Here is a 23,596-nt window from a genome sequence, read left to right as displayed (position 1 = left end):
CCTTTGTTTTAAGTGATATAACAACACTACTCTGCATAGGGATATTAATGATTTTACCAATATAGCTAAGTGACGCACTACAGTGGCTCTGGCTTTCCTATATAATAGCCTTGGCAACCATCAATAAAGAGCTTTTCTAATGTATGTTTTTCTTCTTGGCTTTCAACGCTTTCTGCTAAAACATTAACACTGAGTCTATGCGCTAAATCTACCATGAGACGTAAAAAGTATTGGTTATTTCTGTCATCATCAATATTGCGAGTATAAGAGCTGTCCATTTTAATGTAGTCAGGGGTTAAATCTCTAAAGAATTTAAATGACGTTAACCCTACACCAAAACGCTCTACAGTAATTCTAGCACCAACACGATGTAACATATCTATTAAACGTTTACTCGTTTTAATGTTTTGTTGTAGTCCATACTCTGTTATTTCAAAAATTAATTTTGGCGCAACCCTAGACTCACGTAGTAATTTACGCTCTAACCAAATCATAAAATACTCATCGTTGATACTGCGGGAACTAATGTTTATGCCAAAGCTCTGGTCAAACATATTTTTATGATTAATTTCATTAATGGTTGTTTCAATAATCAGCTTGTCAATGGCTGTTATTTTGTCTAGTTTCTCAGCCATGGCAATAAAAGATGCTGTTGGAAGTGCATCATTATTAGAGTTATGAAAACGTGCTAATACCTCACCATATACTTTACTGTTGCGTCCACTAGGATGAATTGGCTGCACTAATAAGTTGATGCGCTGATTTTCAATAACACTGTCTATTTCTTGACGCCAGTTTTGATTACCATAATTAATGCCGCTTTCATGCAATATATCATTGTCAGCTTGTGCATGCCAAGAATTAGCCGCTTGTGTTTGTGCAATGTTAACACCAGTATCAGCCAAAGCGAGTAGCTCACCTAAAGACTTAGTTTCATCAAATGAAATTAAACCAGTGTATGCAATAGACTCTAATTCGGACGTTGCTTGGTAGGTATTAAATAGCTGAGTTAACTGCTGAGCAAAGTCTTCTGCTTTTTTTAGCGTCGTATTGGGAAGAATGCAGGCAAAATCAGAGCTGTTTAAGCGGAACAAACGCCCGTCAGGAAAGGTAGAGATAACTTGTTTCAGTAAAGAAGCAACATGGATAATATAATTATCCCCCTCCTTGTAACCATGTATTTGATTGATTGTTTGTAACTCTGTACACCGTGTCATTACTAACACGCCAAATTTCACTGCGCTACTTTTATCAATTAAGCTTTCATAAAACTGCACAAAGCGGCTTCGGTTATCAAGGTCAGTCAAGTGATCTACATAAGCTTTTTGCTCTAACTGCGTCACACTTGCTAACTGATGCGCTATTAACTGTTTAATTTCAGCAATACCTTGCTGCAATTCTGGAATTTCTAAGAGTTGTTTATCAGTTGCACTGTTTTCTTTATTGTTTGTAGGTGTGTGGTTAATCACCGCGAAGTCATGTTTAATTTGCTGACCAATTACATTAAACATGGCTTTGTAGCGCTTTGTACTCTTTATGACGGCGATCATGATTAATAGTAATGATAAAGCCGTTGAAATAAGAATAAAATAAAGTACTAACGTTGACTCTCTATCAAAGTTAAGTTGATATTTTATTGTTAATGGGAGTTCGTTAAGGCTAACTTCACGAGTGTCAGGTGCAATAAAAGGGAAGGCAAAACTTCTATTTTTGTTTTCAAACGTTGACAGCCTTTTACCAGCCAAATTCTCAATCGTTAAATGATTATAGCTTGATACTCGCTGAAGCTTAGTTGAAAGGCTTTTGGCAATCGCTGTTTCATCTTCACTTGGTGTAAGCTGTTGTGATAACACTTGAATGACTTGCACATTATCGTCTGACTTACTTTTGAGCAAAGTAGAAAATATAGACAGTGACGCTGTGCTAATAGATAAAATAAATATTAACACTAACCCCATATTTCTTAGTAATAATTGGGAAAATGTATACATAGCGAATTAACTTACTCCATAAAAAGATAGTAGCAAAGAGTATTAAAGCTGTTTATCATCACTAAAGGTTTCATAATATGATTGCTCCGATATAACTGCTGCGATAAATATTCAATCAGTACTTTGTATCACTAGTATAGCCACGCTCTTTAGTGCTGTTATATGGCTATATAACATACTAATTAAAACATAAATAAAGTATAACTAAGTTATAGCTAAGCTAGCGTTATATTCCTAATAATCAGGGTGAAATTAATCAATTATGTCCCCCTTTTTATTTATTATAGTACTCTAATATAGTGCATGATAACTTATTTATATTACAGTTGTTAATTTATTCATTTTAATGAGCTAAAGTTGTCATTGTCTTTGCTTTACATCATATAAGTTGTTATTCAAGCTTGCGCTTAAGGGCGCGCCCTTATATAATCCTATCTGTTAATTTTAAGATGAGTTAAAGCAAAGTTAACAGCTAGTAAGATGTCACTGAAGAATACAAGGCTAAAGGTTAACTATTTAGTTTTGTGTTCCTATTCTTGCTATTGGTGTTTTTATTTTAAGACTCACTAGACTTTATCTAGTTAAGTAGTCAATAAAAGCATGGGGTCAGTGATATAGGCCCCTTTTATGGGGTTTTTTTGTTTTTAGTGTTTAGTTTATTGGCCTAACAAGCATTAAAAACAAAAATACACAGCAAAAAAAAACATGCTGGGCTTTATGCCCTTTTTTTGTACCTTTAAACTTTTTAAAGTGTATTTAATGCTAATGCCTTTTATTAGGTACGTGCCCATTGGGAACGTATAGCACCCTGGTAACGTCAGAAACCTAGTTAAATGTCGTGCTAAGTGGTCGCTTTTTATGCGCAATAGTATAAATGAACAGGAGAACACGATTGGCTAAGTTTGAACAAAAACTAACTGACATGCTTCGTCCCGCAGTGGAAGAAACAGGAAAAGAATTACTCGGTGTTGAGTTTATCAGTGCGGGTAATAACTCAGTTTTACGCTTGTTTATCGACCATGAGAATGGCATTGATGTTGATGATTGCGCAGAAGTTAGTTATCAGGTAAGTGCTATTTTAGACGTCGAAGACCCAATAAGCAGTGAGTATAATCTAGAAATATCATCACCTGGTGTTGATAAACCATTATTTGACATGGCGCATTTTAAATCAGTTATTGGTGAAACAGTAAATGTTAAATTAGCTATACCATTAAACGGACGTAGAAAATTTAAAGGCACTTTAGTGACCATAGAAAATGACACATTAATAATAAATGTAGACGGCAGCGATTACGAGCTTGTGTTTAATAATATTGACAAGGCAAATCTTGTCGCACGTTTATAAAGACAAAAACAATTGAAAATAAATATTTCAGTTTAATAAAAGTAACTGTATTAGTGTTAAATCGTAAGGGCTATTTAAATAAGGCCTACATTGGTAAAGCCAATGAACACTTATTGCCATTAAGTTTAACGATAAAAATAAGCTAAACAGTTAACCAAAAAAAATTAGGGCTAAAGAGCATGAGTAAAGAGATATTACTGGTTGTTGATGCGGTATCAAATGAAAAAGCATTACCTAGAGAAAGCATCTTTGAAGCAATGGAAACAGCTTTAGAGACAGCAACCAAAAAAAAATATGAAGGTGATATAAGTGTACGTGTCTGTATTGACCGTGCAACAGGTGAATTTGATACCTTCCGTCGTTGGTTGATCGTTGAAGACAGCGACGAAGCAATGGAAAACCCTTATGCTGAAACAACGTTATCGGCAGCGCAATATGAGAATGCAGAATTAAAAGTTGGCGATTATATTGAAGATCAAATTGAATCAGTGAAATTTGACCGCGTAACAACACAAACCGCTAAGCAAGTGATAGTGCAAAAAATTCGCGAAGCAGAGCGTGCCTTAGTTGTTGAAGCTTATCAAGAGCAACTAGGTGAGTTAGTAACGGGTGTTGTGAAAAAATCTAGTCGAGAGAGTGTAATCTTAGACTTAGGTAACAATGCTGAAGCGATAATTTACCGCGACGATATGTTACCACGTGAAAGCTTTCGCCCAGGCGATAGAGTACGCGGTTTATTATACGAAATAAAGCCAGAAGCACGAGGTGCGCAGCTCTTTGTCAGCCGAACTAAGCCTGAAATGCTAATAGAGCTTTTCCGTGTTGAAGTCCCTGAAATTGGCGAAGAAATGCTTGAAATTAAAAGTGCAGCTCGTGATCCTGGCTCTCGAGCTAAAATTGCAGTAAAAAGCAATGACAAGCGTATTGACCCAGTCGGTGCTTGTGTTGGCATGCGAGGCTCGCGTGTACAAGCAGTGTCGGGTGAGCTTGGTGGAGAACGTGTTGATATCGTACTTTATGACGATAATGTCGCTCAATATGTTATTAACGCTATGTCACCAGCAGAGGTCGCCTCAATCATTGTTGATGAAGACCAAGGTACTATGGATATTGCTGTTGAAGAAAGCAATCTAGCAATGGCAATTGGCCGCAGCGGTCAAAATATTCGTTTAGCAAGTCAACTTACGGGGTGGGAATTAAACGTAATGACTGTTGAAGCGATGAAAGAAAAGCATCAAGTAGAAAACGATAAAGTACTCAGTTTATTTGTTGAAAAACTAGATCTGGATGACGACTTTGCTACCTTGCTTATCGACGAAGGCTTTACTTCGTTGGAAGAAGTGGCGTATGTGCCAGTGTCTGAAATGCTAGAAATTGATGGCTTAACTGAAGAAATAGTTGAAGAACTACGTGAACGCGCCAAAGAAGCCTTAACAACACAAGCATTAGCCAGTGAAGAATCGCTAGAAGGTTCAGAACCATCAGCAGACTTACTAGCACTTGAAGGCTTAGAGCGTCATTTAGCTTTTGTATTAGCAAGCCGTGGCATAAACACATTGGAAGAATTGGCTGAACAAGGCATTGATGACATTAGCGATATTGAAGAATTAACTGAAACCAAAGCGGGCGAGCTAATAATGGCCGCACGTAATATTTGTTGGTTTAACGAAGAATAAATAACGCCGGGAGAATAGTGTAAATGGCAGATATAACTGTAGCAGAGCTTGCCAAAGAAATTGGTACACCGGTGGAACGTCTAGTAAGCCAGCTGGCTGATTCAGGCGTACCGAAGTCGGCAACTGATATAATTTCGCAAGATGAAAAAGAATCATTGTTAGGTTACTTAAAAAAGCAACATGGTGATGATTCACAAGCAAAACCGAATAAATTAACGCTAAACCGTAAAACCAAGTCAACGCTGACTATGGGGCATGGCAGCAAAGCTAAATCTGTTAATGTAGAAATACGTAAAAAACGTACTTATGTTAAACGCAGTGACATTGAAGAGCAGCAGCTTGCAGAAGCCGCAGCGAAAGAAGCAGCAGAAGCACAAGCTAAAGCGGAAGCAGAAGCAAAAGCAAAAGCTGAACTTGCCGCCAAAGAAGCTGAAAACGCCCGCGCAGCTGCCATAGCAAAAGCAGAAGCAGAAGCAGAGCGCAAAGCAGAGGCCAAACGAGAAGCAGCTGAAAAGGCGAAGCAAGCAGCGGCGGAAAAAGCAAAACAACCGGTAACTGAAAAAGCGCCGGTAGTTAAAGTAGAAGAAACGGAAGAAGCGAAACGACTTCGTTTAATTCAAGAAAAAGAAACGGCAGCTAAAATTGAAGCTGAAGCAAAAGAAGCAGCAGAAGCGGCCAGAAAACTTGCAGAAGAAAATGAAGCGCGCTGGAAAGCACAAGAAGAAGAGCGTAAAGCAAAAGAAAAAGAAGTTATTCATGTAACATCGTCTGTTTATGCGCAAGAAGCAGAAGACAAAGTTGACGCTGCTGACGAAGGTGCTGGTCGCCGTCGTAAAAAGAAAAAAGCGGCACCAGACAGAAATGCACGAGGTGGTCGTGCTGCTAAAGGTCGTAAAGCAACATTATCTGCACCACAAAGTTTAAAGCATGGCTTCACTAAGCCTGTAGAAACGAAAGTGCAAGACATTCGCATTGGCGAAACAATTTCGGTTGCTGAGTTAGCCAACAAAATGGCGAAAAAAGGTGCTGAAGTCGTAAAAGCTATGTTCAAATTGGGCGCAATGGCAACGATAAACCAAGTAATTGACCAAGAAACTGCAGCGCTTGTTGCAGAAGAAATGGGCTTTGACGTGGTGTTGGTGAAAGAGAACGCCTTAGAGGAAGCGGTACTAGCAGACCGAGGTGATGCCGGTGATGAAATAACACGTGCACCTGTAGTGACTATTATGGGACATGTTGACCATGGTAAAACATCCTTGCTTGACCATATTCGTGAAGCAAAAGTTGCCGCGGGTGAATCGGGTGGTATTACACAACATATTGGTGCTTATCACGTAGAAACAGGTCATGGTATGATCACTTTCTTAGATACTCCAGGCCATGCCGCCTTTACTGCAATGCGCTCACGTGGTGCTAAAGCAACAGACATTGTTATTATTGTCGTTGCAGCCGATGACGGTGTTATGCCGCAAACGATTGAAGCGATCCAACACGCAAAAGCGTCTGACTCGCCAATTATCATTGCGGTTAATAAAATGGATAAAGAAACTGCTGACCCAGACCGCGTTAAAAGTGAATTATCACAACATGACGTACTGTCAGAAGAGTGGGGCGGCGACGTACAATTTTGTCATGTATCAGCAAAAACCGGCTTAGGTATTGACGAACTACTTGATGCAGTATTACTGCAATCAGAAGTACTGGAGCTTACCGCAGTTGTTGATAAAATGGCTAACGGTGTAGTCGTTGAGTCTAAGCTTGATAAAGGCCGTGGCCCAGTGGCTACCATATTGATTCAGGAAGGAACATTAAACCAAGGTGATATTGTGCTTTGTGGTTTAGAATATGGCCGTGTTCGTGCTATGCGAGATGAAAATGGCAAAAGTATCCAGTCTGCAGGCCCTTCAATTCCTGTTGAAATACTCGGGTTAAGTGGTGTACCGCAATCAGGTGATGAAGCAACTGTCGTTAAAGACGAGAAAAAAGCGAGAGAAGTAGCTTTATATCGTCAAGGTAAGTTCCGTGATGTTAAATTAGCGCGTCAGCAAAAAGCCAAGCTTGAAAACATGTTTGCCAGTATGGCAGAAGGCGAAATATCTGAAGTTAATGTAGTGATAAAATCAGATGTTCAAGGTTCGCTAGAAGCAATTAATGAATCATTAGTACAATTATCGACCGACGAAGTGAAAGTAAAAATCATCGGCTCTGGTGTTGGCGCTATTACTGAAACAGATGCAACTTTAGCGGCGGCGTCAAATGCCATTATTGTTGGTTTTAACGTACGTGCTGATGCGTCGGCTCGTAAAATAATTGAAACAGAAAATATCGATTTACGTTATTACAGTGTCATCTACTCATTAATTGATGAAGTTAAACAAGCAATGAGTGGTATGCTTGCCCCTGAATTTAAACAAGAAATCATTGGTTTAGCACAAGTACGTGACGTATTTAAATCGCCTAAACTTGGCTCTATTGCTGGTTGTATGGTTACTGAAGGGACAATTAAACGTAGCGCACCTATTCGCGTGTTACGTGACAACGTGGTGATTTACGAAGGTGAACTTGAATCATTACGTCGCTTTAAAGACGATGTTCAAGAAGTTCGTAACGGCACTGAATGTGGTATTGGCGTGAAGAACTACAATGATGTTCGCGTAGGCGACCAAATTGAAGTTTTTGAAACGGTAGAAATACAAAGAACGCTGTAGCTTTATATTTTTGCTAACTTCACCATGGCAGCATTATAAAATGAGGTTGTGGATAGTGTAAAAAGTTGCTAAATCATGGTGTTAACCCAGGACTCGTTTACCTTTGCACTTGAAGTTATTAGTTGTAATCTAAAGCAACAGATAGCGTAATAAGAATAGAAATGGAGGCTTGGCCTCCGTTTTTGTTAGGAGATAATTATGGCTAGAGAATATGCCCGTACTGATCGTGTAGGTCAGCAAATCCAAAAAGAAATAGCGGTTATTTTAATGCGTGAAATTAAAGATCCACGCTTAAGTATGACCACAGTATCTGCAGTAGAAGTAACACGAGATTTAGCTTATGCTAAAGTGTTTGTGACTTTTTATAATGATAATGAACAAGATATAAAAACCTCGCTTGAAGTGTTAGCTGAAGCAGAAGGCTATATTCGCTCATTGTTAGGCAAACGTTTACGAGCACGCATTATGCCACACTTACGCTTTGTTTATGACAGTTCAATGGCTGAAGGTGTTCGTATGAGCGCTTTAGTTGACCAAGCCATTGCAAGCGACAGTCATCACGACGACACTAATAACAATCAAATTGATAACAATAACCTAAATAGTACTGATGACAGTGAGCAGAGCAAATAACCTATGGCAAAACGTAGAAAAGGGCGCCCTATTAACGGTGTTCTCTTATTAGATAAACCCTATGAAATGTCCTCTAACCATGCATTGCAAGCAGTTAAGCGTATTTACTTTGCGCAAAAAGCAGGTCATACAGGCGCATTAGACCCACTTGCTACTGGTATGTTACCCATTTGTTTGGGGGAGGGAACTAAGTTTTCTCAATATTTATTAGACACGGATAAAACCTATCAAGTGACCGCTAAATTGGGGGTTCGTACAACCACCAGTGATGCTGACGGTGATATTGTTAGTGAAAAGCCGGTAGTGGTTTCGCCCGAGCAACTAAAAGAAGCGCTTGATACCTTCCGCGGAACGACCAAACAAATTCCTTCGATGTATTCTGCGTTAAAATACCAAGGCCAACCGCTATATAAATACGCCAGAGAAGGGGTAGAAGTACCTCGTGAAGCACGAGAGATCACTGTTTTTTCTTTAAACTTATTACGTTTTGAGCAAGATGAAGTTGAACTAACAATTCATGTGTCAAAAGGAACCTATATCAGAACAATTATTGACGACCTAGGCGAGTTGTTAGGTTGTGGCGCGCATGTTGCCGATTTAAGGCGTTTAGCTGTAGGTAGTTACCCCGTAGATAAAATGGTCACCTTACCGCAGTTAGAGGCCTTACTTGCACAAGCACAAACACAAGAAATAACGCCATCAGAATTACTTGACCCATTATTGCTGCCTATGCAAAGCGCAGTTGAAGGTATGCCAGCTGTGTATGTTGACGACATGTCAGCTAATTTCTTGCGCCATGGCAATCCTGTGCAAGCCTATAAAGCTCCTATGGACGGCAGTGTGCAAGTGTATATTGGTGAAGATGAACAAGATGAAACGGCTGAATTTATTGGCGTGGGGGTAATTGACGATGATGGACAAGTCGCTCCTAAACGTATTGTTGTTATTTAGCCGCTATGCTTGGCTTAAGTCGTAGCTTTACTACATAGAGAATGACTAAGCACAGTAGAAGTAACAGGGAGTGAACAACTAAGCTGTATATTGCTTGGCAGTAAACATAGATTTAATTGTTGTAATATCTTCATTCTCTGTTAGAATGCGCGCTCTTTCGTTACCTCGGCTGGATTAGTGTTTGGCTCAGGTTGTTATGTTAACTCTGGATCTATAAATTTTTTATTAGGTTGGTAGAGTTTCACACTAAGGATTTATTATGGCTTTAAATGCTACAGAAAAAGCAGCTATCGTTGCTGAATACGCACAAAAAGAAGGTGATACAGGTTCACCAGAAGTTCAAGTTGCTTTGTTAACTACACAAATCAACCACTTACAAGGTCACTTCAAAGAGCACACGCATGATCACCATTCACGTCGTGGCTTATTGCGCATGGTTGCACAACGTCGTAAATTACTTGACTATTTAAAAGGTAAAAACGTTGTTCGTTACACTGCCTTAATTGGTAAGTTAGGTCTACGTCGCTAGTAGTCGCTTTGAACCTACTATGAATAAAGGAGCCTTTAGGCTCCTTTTTTGTTGGCATTAATAAAACTTACCCTGCAATATCACACCATAGAATTACCCTCAGTAATATCAAGCAATATAAAAAGTATCTATTCACTTAAGCAAAATACGATAACACTTGATTCTTGCTAGCAAATAATATTTAGGTCGGTATAATACGCTTGCCTAATTTTATTACAGCTTTTTAGGGATAAATTATTTAAACTTCGTTAGTGTTTAGCTAGATATTCAATAGCAATGTTAACTACTAACAAAACTTTAATCTTTTATTCATAATACAGCGATAAAGTAATACAAAGGCAAAAGACTAATCAATCAAACTGTATAATTTTTTGTTCAACTTAACCTATTTAGTGTTTAAGTGAATAAATAATTGTACAGATTGATTAAAATAATCAATGCGTTACTTTTTTGTATGGATAACATATAAAACAGAACGAACAAAAGAATTAAGGAAACATAGTAAATGTTTAACCCAGTCACAAAACAATTTCAATTTGGTAAACATACCGTAACACTTGAAACAGGTAATATTGCACGTCAAGCGTCTGCAGCAGTAATGGCAAGCATGGACGATACCAGTGTATTAGTTTCAGTAGTAGCAAAAAAAGAAGCCAAAGCAGGACAAGATTTTTTCCCGTTAACAGTAAACTACCAAGAGCGTACATACGCTGCGGGTAAAATCCCAGGAAGTTTCTTTAAACGTGAAGGCCGACCTTCAGAAGAAGAAACATTAATTGCACGCTTAATTGACCGTCCAATTCGTCCTTTATTTCCAGAAGGCTTCAATAACGAAGTACAAGTTATTATTACCGTTGTTTCTGTTAATCCAGAAATTGCCCCAGATATTATTTCATTAATTGGCACTTCTGCTGCGTTAGCAATTGCAGGCGTGCCATTTAGTGGCCCAGTTGGTGCTGCTCGAGTTGGTTATACCGACGGTCAATACCTTCTTAACCCGTTACAATCTGAATTACCAACAAGCCAATTAGATTTAGTCGTTTCAGGTACTGACTCTGCAGTATTAATGGTTGAATCAGAAGCTGACGTATTATCAGAAGAAGTCATGCTAGGCGCTGTTGTCTTTGGCCACGAGCAAATGCAAGTTGCTGTAGATGCAATTAAAGAGTTTAAAGCAGAAGTAAATACCCCTGCATGGGAATGGACTGCACCGGTTAAAAATGCTGAATTAGTCGCTAAAATTGCCGAATTAAGCGAAGCGCAACTGAACGAAGCTTATCAAATTACTGAAAAAACAGTTCGTTATGAAAAAATTGCTGAAATCCGTAATGCGGTTTTAGAGCAATTATTGGAACAAGATGAAGAACTTGACGTACAAGAAGCAAAAGATTTATTCCATGATTTAGAGAAAACAGTAGTCCGTGGCCGTATTACTGATGGCAACCCTCGTATCGATGGTCGTGATCCTGAATCAATTCGTGCCTTAGACGTAATGACAGGTGTATTACCACGCACGCATGGCTCAGCGGTATTTACCCGTGGTGAAACACAAGCCCTTGTTACGGCAACACTAGGAACTCAACGTGATGCGCAACGTTTAGACACCATTATGGGTGAAAAAACAGACGCCTTTATGCTGCACTATAATTTCCCTCCTTACTGTGTTGGTGAAACAGGTTTTGTTGGTTCACCAAAACGTCGTGAGATTGGTCATGGCCGCTTAGCCAAACGTGGCATGTTAGCAGTAATGCCAACGATAGAAGAGTTCCCGTATGCTGTACGTGTTGTTTCTGAAATTACAGAATCTAACGGTTCATCGTCAATGGCGTCTGTTTGTGGTACTTCACTTGCGCTAATGGATGCTGGTGTGCCAATTAAAGCTTCTGTTGCTGGTATAGCCATGGGCCTTGTTAAAGAAGGTGATAAATTCGTCGTGTTATCAGACATTTTAGGTGATGAAGATCACTTAGGTGACATGGACTTTAAAGTAGCAGGGACTACTGGTGGTATTACAGCACTACAAATGGACATTAAAATTGAAGGTATCACGCAAGAAATTATGCAAATTGCGTTAAACCAAGCAAAAGCAGCACGTACCCATATTTTAACGGTAATGGATCAAGCTATTAAAGGCCACAGAGAAGAAATCTCTGAGTTTGCACCACGCATACATACCTTAAAAGTAAGCCAAGATAAAATTCGTGACATTATCGGTAAAGGTGGTGCAACAATTCGTCAACTTACAGAAGAAACAGGTACAACGATTGAAATCGATGACGATGGCACGGTTAAAATTGCTGCTACCTCAGGTGTGCAAGCTGAAGACGCCATTAACCGCATAAAAGCATTAACAGCTGAAATTGAAGTAGGCACGCTTTACACTGGTACTGTGGTTCGCATTGTAGACTTTGGGGCTTTTGTTAATGTATTGCCAGGCAAAGATGGTTTAGTACATATTTCTCAAATTTCAGAAGAGCGCGTGAGCAATGTAAGCGATGTATTATCTGAAGGACAAGAAGTAAAAGTTAAAGTACTTGAAGTTGACCGCCAAGGCCGTGTACGTTTAAGTATTAAAGAAGCAACAGAAAAACCAGCAGAAGCAACACCTGCTGCTGAATAACCCTGTTGGTAAAGACAAGGCTAGATAATAATTTAGTCTATTAAAAAGGAGCCTTTTGGCTCCTTTTTTGTTAGTAAATCAAGTACAATCTAGATTCTACAAATTTGATTACTTCTAAGGCGCGTTAGTGAACTTATCCTTTATTGAATCTAAGTTTCAACCACTAGTATTCATGATACTTTTCATGATATTACCAACACAAGGCTGTGTATCAACCGATAGTTATAAAGCTAACACATCAGCCATGAATCAACTCGTCATTGCCGAGCCACTAGCAGTAAACTTTAAAAGTGAAATTGCTATTGCCCGTTTATCTGAGGTGATTAATCGTGTTAAAATCAGCGATGCTCAAAAAGCACAGTTATATTACGACCGGGGTGTATTATTTGACAGCGTGGGCTTGCGCTCCTTAGCTCGCTTAGACTTTTCACAAGCGTTACAATTAAAACCAGATATGACAGAAGCATACAACTTCATCGGCATACACCTTACCCAGCTAAGAGAGTTTGCTCAAGCGTATGAGCAATTTGACTCTGTATTAGAGCTAGACCCAGCACATGAATATGCCCATTTAAATCGCGGTATTGCACTGTACTATGGCGACAGGCCTGCCTTAGCTGCACAAGACTTTAATGACTTTCACTATCAACAAAGTGATGATCCCTACCGTTTATTATGGTTATATTTAGCCGAATATAAAATGAATCCAAGCTTAGCGAAAAAAATGTTAGAAGAAAGAGCAAGCGCGGTTGACGAGCGTACTTGGGCTAAACAAATTATATATTTATACCTTAATGACATTAGTCAAGGGGAGTTTGTCAATGATTTAACCCATGATGTTCAATCAAGGAAAGCACTAACAGATAGGTTATGTGAGGCTTATTTTTACTTAGGTAAATATAGCCAACTCCAGGGGGATGACATCGCAGCAGCAAATTACTTTAAATTGTCATTAAGCACCAATGTCTATGAATTTGTTGAGCATCGCTATGCGAAACTGGAGTTAGACCTCATGCGCACCAAAAAAGCGACACTGGCTGTGCCAACAACCGACTGAACCTAATGAAAAACAAACTGATCATCTGGTGTTTTTCGCTAATACTTTTAATAGGGTTGTCGAAAAGCACATTTGTTGTAGATGATTTTTTAACAAAAGTAATAAACGCTAACCAGCAAAGTAAAGCACAACTAAACGTTGCGCTAAAACGAAACAATATAGCGGCACTTAACCTTGCTTGGGAAAATTCACAACGCCATAGTGAGCAATGGCGTTTGTTAGCACAAAAGTTAGCGAAGCGAGACGCAGAGGCGGCTTATCAACTGGCAAACTATTATCAAGCCAAGAACAATACCTACCAAACCGTTTTTTGGTATAAAAATGCAATTCGGCTACAACATAAAAAAGCATCAATTGCATTAGCTCAGTATTACTTTAAACATAACAACTTAACAGCGGCATCGGAAACCCTTGCAGTATTTGCAAAATTTGCAAAAATCAAGCCTGAAAAACTCGCAGTGGCGGCGATCATACTCAAGGTTACAATTGCTGTTAGACAAGGCAAGGTGAGCGAGGCGGAAAAGTTGTTCAATACTTACCATGCGATATTACAAAAAACAGCAGCAGGGCAGTTATTGTTAGCCGATCTACATAAGTATCAAGTCTTGCCTAATATCAATAAGTTGGCTAAAGCAAAACAGCCAACACCAAGTTGTGCTAACAGTATCCAACTCTTTGCTACGAATTTGGCGCACTTAAAGCACCTAGAAAGCATTATTGCAAGCTTTAAAGGGAAAGATATAAGTAAGGCTGTTTGTTTTCCCCCTGTGCGTTATATGGCTATTAATGCGCTTGACTGTAGCAATAATAAAAATTTAGCCATTAGCTGCAACGAGCAGACTTGGCAACCCTGGGTTAAAACAGTCAACACTCGGTACTTAGGGTTGATGTTACCCCAAGGTGGCGCTAATGTTCATCGGGGAATACTATACTTTGACGCCCAAGACACGGTAGATGTGTTCGCACATGAAGTGAGTCACTTATTAGGTTTTGTCGACGAATACCCCTTACCTGCCGGACATGTAACCTGTCAGGCACCGCAAAAAACAGCTTTTTCACACAATATTGCCGTGTTAAAAAAACGTTACCAAGGCAGTAAAGAAGCAGTGCGGGCGAGTATTTTAAAACAATTAGCTTGGGCAAAGTACATTAAAAATACTACCCCCATTGTACAGCTAGCAACAGATATTAGCGGCAAACAGTTTTGGCTGTTAGGTACACCAGACGCATACCAAGATGAAGTAGGTCTATTCCACGCTAAAAGCTGTAACAGGCTAAATGCGCAATTGAAAAGCGAACATGGTGCTTTTAAGGGGGTATCAACGCGCACAAAGCTGCAGTATTCTTCGTTAAGTTTCCCACCACTGTATCGTCATGTATTACAAGCAAACAAGGTAGATTATAGAATGCCTAGTTTTCATTACAATATAGCGTTAGCTTATTTTCAACAAGATGATAACGGTAATAATCGTAAACACGGCAGCTACTGGGTTAAGCAAGCTGAGCGCTGGGAAAGTACAGAAAGTCGACGCATAAAAGTACGAAGGGGCGAATTTTAATGCCCAATAAAGTGGATGATTTTAGCGAGGTAATTATTTAATTATACCTAATGTTGTTTTCGTTGGCGCTACGTCTTCTTTATTTATTGGTATGTTATTATCAATAGCGCTGTTGTAGGTTACAAGTGTGATATCCGTATTTGATTTTACTTTAGCTGTTGGCCACATCGTAAAGTTACTAATATAATTAGTTGGCTCTGCCTTTTCTGATAGCTTGGTATCAACAGCTCTTTTGTTCGATCTTAAAAACCATGAATATAACCCCATAAGATACTCCTGTATAACCTTATTACAGGTTGTTATTATATATCAGACCGCGTTAAATTACCTGTGTAAATTAATTTTGTCGCATCCGAACTAAGAGATCTAAGGTTTATACGATATAATTGTGACAAGAGTATGATCTTATTTTTACAAGTAGACCCCACCAATGAAGCATTTTAATTCAGCGCAGTTTCGTCAAAATTTCCCGCTTATTCGTCAGAACAGTATAACAGGGCAGCCAGGTCAAACTAACTCGGCAATTGTCTATTTTGATAATGGCGCTACGACACAAAAACCTGATGCAGTTATTACCAGTTACCAACATTTTTATCACAATATTAATGCTAATGTTCACCGGGCCTCGCATAACTTAAGCGCTAAAGCAACAAGTGCCTTTGAACAAGCTCGGCACACAGTTAAACGCTTTATTAATGCACAAAGCACGAAAGAAATTATTTGGACCAAAGGCACCACAGAAAGCATTAACTTAGTGGTATCAACGTTAGGCAAACAACTACTTAGCGCTGGCGATGAAATTATTTTAGCGGTCAGTGAGCACCACGCTAATATTGTGCCTTGGCAGTTACTTGCACAGCAAACGGGCGCAGTCATTAAAGTGGTCACATTAGATAAAGCTGGGCGGGTTGATCTTAGCCATCTTGAACAACTGATCACCCAGCAAACAAAAGTTATTTGTTGCGCGCATGTCTCTAATATTTTAGGGAAAATAAACCCCATTACTGAGATAGTTAACAAAGCCAAAGCCGTGGGTGCTATTACCGTTATAGATGGTGCTCAAGCAGTTGCACACTTTCCGGTTGACGTGCAAGCGCTCAATTGTGACTTTTATGTCTTCTCAGCGCATAAAATGTATGGGCCAACGGGCGTAGGTGTGCTTTATGGTAAACAAGCACTACTTGAAACCATGCCACCTTATCAATCAGGCGGTGAAATGATCGACACTGTCAGTTTTAACAAAGCAACCACCTTTAATACATTACCGTTTAAGTTTGAAGCCGGTACGCCAAATATTGCCGGTGTTATCGCTTTTGCACAAGCCATTGCTTTTATTGGCCAGTATGAGCATGTGGAAATGACGGCTTATGAGCAGCACTTAACACAATACTGTTATCAAGCGTTAAGTAAAATTCCTAGTATTGAGTTTTTGGTTGGCCAAGCGCCTGACGTTCCGGTAATTGCTTTTACAGTGAAAGGCAATCATAACCATGATATAGCAACAAGCCTTGATAGCTATGGTGTTGCAGTACGTAGTGGGCATCATTGTGCCATGCCATTAATGGAATACTTTGAGTTGTCAGGCTGCCTAAGAGTTTCTATGGCAGCTTATAATAGCGTTGAGGAAATCGATCACTTTATTGGGGCGTTGCTTAAGGTGGTTGAAATAGATAATACCGACGATAACAATAATGTCATTGCGCAACAGCAACAAAGCGCAGTAGTGAAACAGTCTCACAACAATGCACAGAATAAAGACGTCGTAGGTGCTGAAATAATTCAGCAATTTTCCACGCTTAAAAGCTGGGACGCTCGTCATCGAGAGATTATGTTGTTAAGTAAGCAATTGCCGCGCTTAAATAAAGCCCTCAGAGGTGAACAGAGTTTAATTAATGGGTGCGAAAGCCAAGCTTGGCTTGTCGCTAAAAAAGGCTCTCAGGGCGTATTTAGTTTTAAAGCAGATAGCGACGCTAGAGTGATTCGTGGTTTATTGGTGATAGTGCTAGCTGTATTTAATGGTAGAACAGCACAGCAAATAAAGTCTTTTGATATTCACCACTACTTTGACACCCTCGGGTTAATGCAGCATTTAAGTCCATCACGGGGGAATGGTGTTTTAGCAATTGTCGATAAAATACAATCATTGGTCGACGATCTATAATAGAAACACAGTAATTCACTTGGCTATACCTAGGGTGACTGGGTAAAAGCATGTTAACTAAGCTGATCTTGGTTGAATAAATGACGCTGTCCCAGCTATTTTTTGCTGACCTTTTGGTTAAATTTACTTGTATTCGACTCGCTATTGGGATTGAGAGCAACGTCGCCATGGCGTATTTGAACCAGCACAAGTAGGCAATAGTTTAATATAGTAAAATTGCTATTTGGTTTAAGAACGATAAATAGAGTCTGCTGCGTAATAAAGACGGATAAACAATGGGATAGAATAGCTTAATTTATAACAGTGTTATAAAGGGAAAGTTAAGACTTTTAAAAGTGGTACCCGGAGACGGACTTGAACCGTCACACTCTATGAGCGAGGGATTTTAAATCCCTTGTGTCTACCAATTCCACCACCCGGGCAATATATTTATTAATTATAAACTAAAAAATAATGGGAGTATTTTTATAGTAGGTTGGTACCTACTTTTACATTTCTAAATCTGAAAATTGGAACTGATAATAAGATAATTCTTATTAACGTAATTTGCGACATTCACTTTGCTTTTGGCAAGAGGTCATATTTTCATTTGAACATACACTACTAAAAGTTGGAGCGGCTAACGAGACTCGAACTCGTGACATTCACGTTGGCAACGTGATGCTCTACCAGCTGAGCTACAGCCGCTTCATTAGAGCTTGATGTACATTTTTACTATGCCACTAATAAAGTATTCGCAAAAATTGGAGCGGCTAACGAGACTCGAACTCGTGACATTCACGTTGGCAACGTGATGCTCTACCAGCTGAGCTACAGCCGCTTCATTAGAGCTTGTACTTTGTAACACCTTCATTTCGTTAAAAATGAGCGCGCATTTTAGCGTATTTAAAATCTTTTGACAAGTAAAAATAACACTAAATTTAATTCTCAACTCTTGTTAATGAAATGGTACCCGGAGACGGACTTGAACCGTCACACTCTATGAGCGAGGGATTTTAAATCCCTTGTGTCTACCAATTCCACCACCCGGGCATAATGGAGGCGGGTCCCGGAGTCGAACCGAGGTCCACGGATTTGCAATCCGCTGCATAGCCATTCTGCCAACCCGCCATTTTATCAACACGAGTTGAGGAAATTTACTTTTGTTGAATACTATCAACCTTAGCACTAAAAAACGCTGTGTAAGAGACGAGTCTCATTCACCTAAGTCGCTACCATCACCTTGCCAAGGTGTTAGGTTATTAGCAGAAGTTATAATTAACAATTTCCCTTCAACAAATAACAAACTTATATTTAGTGCTCAACATTCAAAATAAATGTTAGAAAATGGAGCGGCTAACGAGACTCGAACTCGTGACATTCACGTTGGCAACGTGATGCTCTACCAGCTGAGCTACAGCCGCTTCATCGGTTGACTCCCTGTCAACGGAAACGCATTCTACATCGTATTACGTTACAGTCAACTAATTAATTCTTTTTTTCTTTCGACTGGTTAAAATTCAGCTCATTTGGCGCTATAGCAAACAAATTTATCCTTTTAATTCTGGTAGTGCGGCTTTAAAGTAATCTACCAAGGTAGAAATGGTTAAAATAGTCGCAATAAAATAGAAAAAATAGGCTGCATAATTAATTACTTCATGGGGTAAGTAAAATAAAATTAATGGAATATCATAATCAGGTCGCCAGATTAACCCCATAATGCCCAGCATTTGCGCTGCAGTTTTATATTTACCCATATCAGACACGGCAATAAGATCTCGTTTACCGCGTGATGACATAAACTCTCGTAAGGCACTGATAAAAATTTCTCGGGCAATCATCATAATAGCAGGAATAGCGATTAACCAACTTTGATAATCTTGCACTATCATTACTAAAGCGGCGACTACCATTAATTTATCAGCCACAGGGTCTATAAAAGCGCCAAAAGCCGAAGACTGATTTAATTTACGTGCTAAGTAGCCATCTAAAGCATCGCTTACTGCCGCAATCCAAAATACCGCAAAAGCTCCAAAGTGACTCCAAGATAAAGGCAAATAGAAAATTATTAAAAATATAGGAATCAGAATGATCCTAAATAAGGTGATTTGGTTAGGTAATGTCCACATAGTATTTATTTAGAAATGTAACAGCAAAAGTTCTTTTTCCATTCTACACAGTATTATTCGTTATATACAGTCACTTGTTGTGCAAAGCATCATAAATCTTTTGCGCCAATGCTTTGCTAATACCAGGTACCTTTTCTAACTCGGCCACGTTAGCTTTACTTACTTCTTGTAAGCCCCCTAAGTGTGTTAGTAATGCTTGCCGTTTTTTAGCGCCTATACCCTCAATTGATTCTAATACAGACTTTTTGCTCGCTTTTTGCCTTTTGGCTCTATGACCTGTAATGGCAAAACGGTGAGACTCATCACGAATATGCTGCACTAAATGTAAAGCAGGGGATGTCGCCGGTAACGAAATTAACTGATGAGAACCTGCTAAAATAAGCGTTTCTAACCCAGGCTTTCTTGACTCACCTTTAGCAACCCCAACAAGTAAAGGAATTTTGTCCAAGCCTTGTGCTGTGCTTAATTGCGCAAAAAAGTCTTCGGCTTTAGCTAGCTGCCCTTTACCACCATCAATAAAAACAATGTCAGGTAATTTTTTTAATGACTCTACATCGTCTGCTTTTATTTTTCCGTATCGTTTGTTTAAGGCGAAAGCCATCGCAGCATAATCATCTCCGGGGGTAATACCATAAACATTGTAGCGCCGGTAATCAGACTTAAGCGGGCCTTCTTGGTTAAAAACAACGTTTGAGGCAATGGTTTGCTGCCCCATGGTATGACTAATATCAAAACATTCAATACGGTGAATACCATTGGCTAACTCAAACACTTCATTCAAAGCCGCGAACCTAGCACGCATTGATTCTTTATGGCTATTACGGGTAATTAACGCTGTTTGGGCATTTGTTGCGGCTAATTTTAAATACTGACGGCGTTCAGAACGAATTCTGGTCGATATTTTAACCTCGTGTTCTGACTGGTTCGATAGGAGTGCAGCCAGCTCGGTTAGTTGCTCAAAATCATGGGGAACCACGATTTCTTTTGGTATTATGCCTTCATTGACGCCACTACCTAATTCATTTCCTAAATAATGTTGGCCAATAAACGCTTGTAAAACCTCTTCATCACTAGTCTCGCTAGGAACAACAGGAAAGTAACTTTTGCTACCTAGTATTTTGTGATCACGAATGCACAATAAGTGAAGACAAACTTGCGATTTAAGACGAAATAAACCAATAACGTCCATTTCAGCAGCAATGCCACTAACATGTTGTTGCTGCTGTACTTTACGCAAAGTGGTAATTTGGTCTCTGTACTTAGCTGCTTGTTCAAAATTAAGCTGTTTACTTGCAAGCTCCATTTTGTCAACAAGCTGTTCAATGACCATTGAGCTTTTACCTTTTAAAAATAATTTAGCTAAGCTCACTTGTTGTTGGTAGTCTTGTTGGGACACTTTATCAACACAAGGAGCTAAGCAGCGTCCTAGTTGGTATTGTAAGCAAGGACGAGATCTGGCTTTATAATAGCTGTCTTCACACTGCCTAATCGGAAATATTTTTTGCATTAAACGCAAGCTTTCCCAAACAGCACCAACTGTAGGGTAGGGGCCAAAGTACTCACCTTTGGTGCGTTTACCACCACGATGCAAACCAAGCTTTGGGTGTTTGTGGTCTGTAATTAATAGATAAGGATAGGATTTATCATCTCGCAGTAAAATATTATATTTTGGCTGGTATTTTTTAATGTAGTTATTTTCAAGTATTAACGCTTCGCCCTCTGTGTGAGTAACGGTTACGTCAATTGCACAAATTTGCTTCACCAATGCCTTTGTTTTTACTGAACCAACATCTTGGCGGAAGTAGCTGGCTAAGCGTTTATTAAGTTGCTTAGCTTTGCCAACATAAATAACTGTTCGTTCGGCATTATACATTCGATAAACACCTGCCTGATCGGTGACTGAGCGCAAAAAAGATCCGCTATCAAAACTGGGCTTTGGTGTGGGGTCAGTGTGTGACAAAATTATAATCTTTCTGTGTTTATCATGCCATGGCGAATAGCTAAATGCGTTAACTCCACATCGTTGCCAACATTTAATTTATTAAACATGCGATACCGATAACTATTAATTGTTTTCGGGCTTAAATGTAAGCTCTCAGAAATAGTAGGCACTTTCTCACCACGCGTGATCATCAACATTATTTGTAATTCGCGATCAGACAAACCATTAAACGGATTTTCTTCTGTTGTTTTTAATTGGCTTAAAGCCATTTGTTGGGCTATGTCAGCTGGCAAGTATCGTTGACCACAGTGAACAGCTCTAATGGCATTAATCATTTCACTTGATGCAGTTCCTTTCGTAAGATAGCCTGCAGCACCAATTTTCATTACTTTGCTAGGTAAGGGTTCTTCTGTGTGGGCGGTAAGCATAATTATTTTTATGTCAGGCGCTAAGCGTAAAATTCTTTTCGTCGCTTCTAACCCGCCCATGCCTGGCATATCCATATCCATTAAAATAACATCGGGTTGTGCTAGGCGACAAAGTGTAATTGCATCTTCGCCAGTGGCACATTGATTAATAACTTTAAAACCCCTAACTTCATTCAGTAATTTGTTGATACCAGCACGCACTAACTCGTGGTCATCAACTAATAATATTTTTATCAATGGAATTTACCTTTATAACTCGTTATTTTTTAGCCAATTATTAAGTAAGCCAATTTGTCCATTTTTATAGGCAGCATAGGTCAAGCGTACTGCATTGCTTAAAATAATACTATCTGACCAGTTAGTTTGCTCAGAAATTAGCTGGTAACACACCTTTGCTTCGGGTGATAAATAGCCACGCATCTCTTGTTTACCACGTTCTTTTTGTCGTTCTCGGTAGCGTTTTTGTTTTTCGGCGTTGGTGAGTGCTTGCTTCTTTTTTGTCGTATCGTTCATATTTATCTCGATGCGCTTTATAAATTTTTATAAAGACATTCATATTACGCTGACCACTTAATTTTGCAATAAGGCAGTAAAGTTAATATAAAAAATTACCAGTAAAATAAGCGTGATGGTGGCTTTTTAGTCAATAAAACTTGATTTTTATCATTTTAACGACTTTATTTTACTGTTCAGAGTTGTTTAGAGTACAAGTGTTCGCTAAAGTAACCTCCAATAACTACGACAGTCTACAATAAACAACACATATAGGTAAAAATACTGATGGCAATGGCACAACAAAGTTCGTACAGCAAAGAAGATTTAGTAAAAGCAGGCTCCGGCGAAATGTTTGGTGAAGGTAACTCTCAACTTCCTTCAGACAACATGCTGATGATGGATCGTATACTTAAGGTCACAGAAGAGGGTGGTGAGTTTGGTAAAGGATTTATTGAAGCAGAGTTAGACATTTCACCAGACTTATGGTTTTTCGACTGTCACTTCAAAGGTGATCCCGTTATGCCAGGTTGTTTAGGTTTAGATGCCATGTGGCAATTGGTTGGTTTTTTCCTCGCATGGACCGGTGGCCCAGGCAGAGGGAGAGCTTTAGGTGTAGGTGAAGTGAAGTTTACTGGGCAAATCTTACCTACAGCTAAAAAAGTAACTTTTAGAATAGACTTTAAACGAGTTATTAAACGCAAGTTATATATGGGGTTAGCAGACGGTACCGTCAGTGTTGATGGCCGTGAAATATATTTTGCTAAAGATTTAAAAGTTGGCTTGTTTACGGATACAAGCAAGTTTTAATAAAAGTAATCATTATTTGGGGCGATCATTTGTGAGCAAGGTAAAATGAATGCCCCTTTAATGTGATATTTACTCGTTTAGTGTGCTCATTATAGCAGCGTAACAATTAACTTGTTTCATCCGCAGGTATAACAGTCTGCTTATCTTCAGGGGTAATTGGCGCGTTAAAGGGAATATTAAAATCTTCAGACAACTCAAAATCACCATCAGCTGACACTAGCTTGTCTTCTTTAAATGTTACGGTAAATAGTTTTTGCGTGTCAAACTTTGTACTTCGGCCAGACTTAAATCGATAGACATAATTCCATGTGTCGTTATCAAACGCGTCAAGTAAAACCGGGCTGCCTAGCACAAACTTAACTTGTTCTTTGGTCATCCCCACTTGTATTTTATCAATATTTTTTTGTTCAAGATAATTTCCTTGCGGAATATCAATACGGTACACCCAACTTGAGCAGGCAGAAAGTGATAAGGCTAAGGCAATAATGGAGGAGCGAAACAACATGAAGTTCTATTTTCCTTAAATATAAATCAATACAATCAAATGACAATGTATAAAATGCTCACCGAGATAAACTATTTA

General features: G+C 39.1%; 18 protein-coding genes and 6 tRNA genes. 11 read left to right on the top strand and 13 right to left on the bottom strand.

The window, feature by feature from the left end; translation table 11 throughout:
• Nucleotides 1-77 precede the first annotated feature (77 nt).
• A complete protein-coding gene (locus AC0UA9_RS15530; protein ID WP_475661352.1) occupies nt 78-1,991 on the bottom strand; it encodes an EAL domain-containing protein in 1,914 nt (637 codons plus the stop codon).
• 892 nt (nt 1,992-2,883) lie between these two features.
• On the opposite strand from AC0UA9_RS15530, the gene rimP reads away from it, so the two are divergent.
• From rimP to AC0UA9_RS15485, 9 genes are all read left to right on the top strand, one after another.
• A complete protein-coding gene (gene rimP / locus AC0UA9_RS15525; protein WP_475661351.1) occupies nt 2,884-3,339 on the top strand; it encodes a ribosome maturation factor RimP in 456 nt (151 codons plus the stop codon).
• Between the two features lie 179 nt (nt 3,340-3,518).
• Nucleotides 3,519-5,015, top strand: coding sequence for a transcription termination factor NusA (nusA, locus tag AC0UA9_RS15520; RefSeq protein ID WP_475661350.1), 1,497 nt, complete (start codon nt 3,519-3,521; stop codon nt 5,013-5,015).
• A 23-nt stretch (nt 5,016-5,038) separates the two neighbouring features.
• Nucleotides 5,039-7,723: a translation initiation factor IF-2 gene (infB, locus tag AC0UA9_RS15515; RefSeq protein WP_475661347.1), complete on the top strand. Its 2,685-nt coding sequence runs from the start codon at nt 5,039-5,041 to the stop codon at nt 7,721-7,723.
• A gap of 198 nt (nt 7,724-7,921) precedes the next feature.
• Nucleotides 7,922-8,356 carry a 30S ribosome-binding factor RbfA gene (rbfA, locus tag AC0UA9_RS15510; protein ID WP_475661345.1) on the top strand — a complete coding sequence of 145 codons (435 nt, stop codon included), beginning with the start codon at nt 7,922-7,924 and terminating at the stop codon, nt 8,354-8,356.
• Between the two features lie 3 nt (nt 8,357-8,359).
• Nucleotides 8,360-9,307 (top strand): tRNA pseudouridine(55) synthase TruB, encoded by a 948-nt coding sequence (gene truB, locus AC0UA9_RS15505; protein ID WP_475661344.1) that lies wholly within the window; start codon nt 8,360-8,362, stop codon nt 9,305-9,307.
• A 259-nt stretch (nt 9,308-9,566) separates the two neighbouring features.
• Entirely contained in the window at nt 9,567-9,836 is a 270-nt protein-coding gene (rpsO, locus tag AC0UA9_RS15500) for a 30S ribosomal protein S15 (RefSeq protein ID WP_475661342.1), read from the top strand.
• Nucleotides 9,837-10,341: 505 nt separating this feature from the next.
• The gene (pnp, locus tag AC0UA9_RS15495; protein WP_475661341.1) at nt 10,342-12,456 is read left to right on the top strand and encodes a polyribonucleotide nucleotidyltransferase; all 2,115 of its coding nucleotides are present in this window, start codon (nt 10,342-10,344) and stop codon (nt 12,454-12,456) included.
• A gap of 172 nt (nt 12,457-12,628) precedes the next feature.
• The gene (gene nlpI, locus AC0UA9_RS15490; RefSeq protein ID WP_475661398.1) at nt 12,629-13,513 is read left to right on the top strand and encodes a lipoprotein NlpI; all 885 of its coding nucleotides are present in this window, start codon (nt 12,629-12,631) and stop codon (nt 13,511-13,513) included.
• 5 nt (nt 13,514-13,518) lie between these two features.
• A complete protein-coding gene (locus AC0UA9_RS15485; RefSeq protein WP_475661339.1) occupies nt 13,519-15,072 on the top strand; it encodes a tetratricopeptide repeat protein in 1,554 nt (517 codons plus the stop codon).
• 33 nt (nt 15,073-15,105) lie between these two features.
• Here the strand turns inward: AC0UA9_RS15485 and AC0UA9_RS15480 are convergent, their stop codons facing one another.
• Complete coding sequence (locus tag AC0UA9_RS15480; protein WP_475661338.1) at nt 15,106-15,339, bottom strand: hypothetical protein; 234 nt, start codon at nt 15,337-15,339, stop codon at nt 15,106-15,108.
• A 163-nt stretch (nt 15,340-15,502) separates the two neighbouring features.
• On the opposite strand from AC0UA9_RS15480, the gene AC0UA9_RS15475 reads away from it, so the two are divergent.
• On the top strand, nt 15,503-17,233 hold the full coding sequence (locus AC0UA9_RS15475) for a SufS family cysteine desulfurase (RefSeq protein WP_475661336.1): 1,731 nt from the start codon (nt 15,503-15,505) through the stop codon (nt 17,231-17,233).
• 336 nt (nt 17,234-17,569) lie between these two features.
• Here AC0UA9_RS15475 and AC0UA9_RS15470 read toward each other — a convergent pair.
• The 10 genes from AC0UA9_RS15470 to AC0UA9_RS15425 all read right to left on the bottom strand — a co-directional run bounded on the left by AC0UA9_RS15470 (nt 17,570) and on the right by AC0UA9_RS15425 (nt 22,224).
• Nucleotides 17,570-17,655 (bottom strand) — tRNA-Leu (locus AC0UA9_RS15470).
• 189 nt (nt 17,656-17,844) lie between these two features.
• Nucleotides 17,845-17,920, bottom strand: a tRNA-Gly gene (locus tag AC0UA9_RS15465).
• 57 nt (nt 17,921-17,977) lie between these two features.
• Nucleotides 17,978-18,053 (bottom strand) — tRNA-Gly (locus tag AC0UA9_RS15460).
• 126 nt (nt 18,054-18,179) lie between these two features.
• Nucleotides 18,180-18,265 (bottom strand) — tRNA-Leu (locus tag AC0UA9_RS15455).
• A 4-nt stretch (nt 18,266-18,269) separates the two neighbouring features.
• A tRNA-Cys gene (locus AC0UA9_RS15450) sits at nt 18,270-18,343 on the bottom strand.
• 217 nt (nt 18,344-18,560) lie between these two features.
• A tRNA-Gly gene (locus AC0UA9_RS15445) sits at nt 18,561-18,636 on the bottom strand.
• A gap of 126 nt (nt 18,637-18,762) precedes the next feature.
• Entirely contained in the window at nt 18,763-19,341 is a 579-nt protein-coding gene (pgsA, locus tag AC0UA9_RS15440; RefSeq protein ID WP_475661335.1) for a CDP-diacylglycerol--glycerol-3-phosphate 3-phosphatidyltransferase, read from the bottom strand.
• Between the two features lie 70 nt (nt 19,342-19,411).
• Complete coding sequence (uvrC, locus tag AC0UA9_RS15435) at nt 19,412-21,301, bottom strand: excinuclease ABC subunit UvrC (protein ID WP_475661333.1); 1,890 nt, start codon at nt 21,299-21,301, stop codon at nt 19,412-19,414.
• Between the two features lie 2 nt (nt 21,302-21,303).
• Nucleotides 21,304-21,948 carry a UvrY/SirA/GacA family response regulator transcription factor gene (gene uvrY / locus AC0UA9_RS15430; protein WP_475661331.1) on the bottom strand — a complete coding sequence of 215 codons (645 nt, stop codon included), beginning with the start codon at nt 21,946-21,948 and terminating at the stop codon, nt 21,304-21,306.
• Nucleotides 21,949-21,960: 12 nt separating this feature from the next.
• Entirely contained in the window at nt 21,961-22,224 is a 264-nt protein-coding gene (locus AC0UA9_RS15425; protein ID WP_475661329.1) for a hypothetical protein, read from the bottom strand.
• Nucleotides 22,225-22,497: 273 nt separating this feature from the next.
• Here AC0UA9_RS15425 and fabA point away from each other — a divergent pair, with 273 nt between their 5' ends.
• Entirely contained in the window at nt 22,498-23,013 is a 516-nt protein-coding gene (gene fabA, locus AC0UA9_RS15420; protein WP_475661396.1) for a bifunctional 3-hydroxydecanoyl-ACP dehydratase/trans-2-decenoyl-ACP isomerase, read from the top strand.
• A 106-nt stretch (nt 23,014-23,119) separates the two neighbouring features.
• Here the strand turns inward: fabA and AC0UA9_RS15415 are convergent, their stop codons facing one another.
• A complete protein-coding gene (locus AC0UA9_RS15415) occupies nt 23,120-23,518 on the bottom strand; it encodes an outer membrane protein assembly factor BamE (protein WP_475661328.1) in 399 nt (132 codons plus the stop codon).
• Between the last annotated feature and the right edge of the window lie 78 nt (nt 23,519-23,596).

The sequence above is a fragment of the Colwellia sp. F1 genome (assembly GCF_056238625.1).
This window is presented reverse-complemented; position numbering and strand designations above follow the sequence as displayed.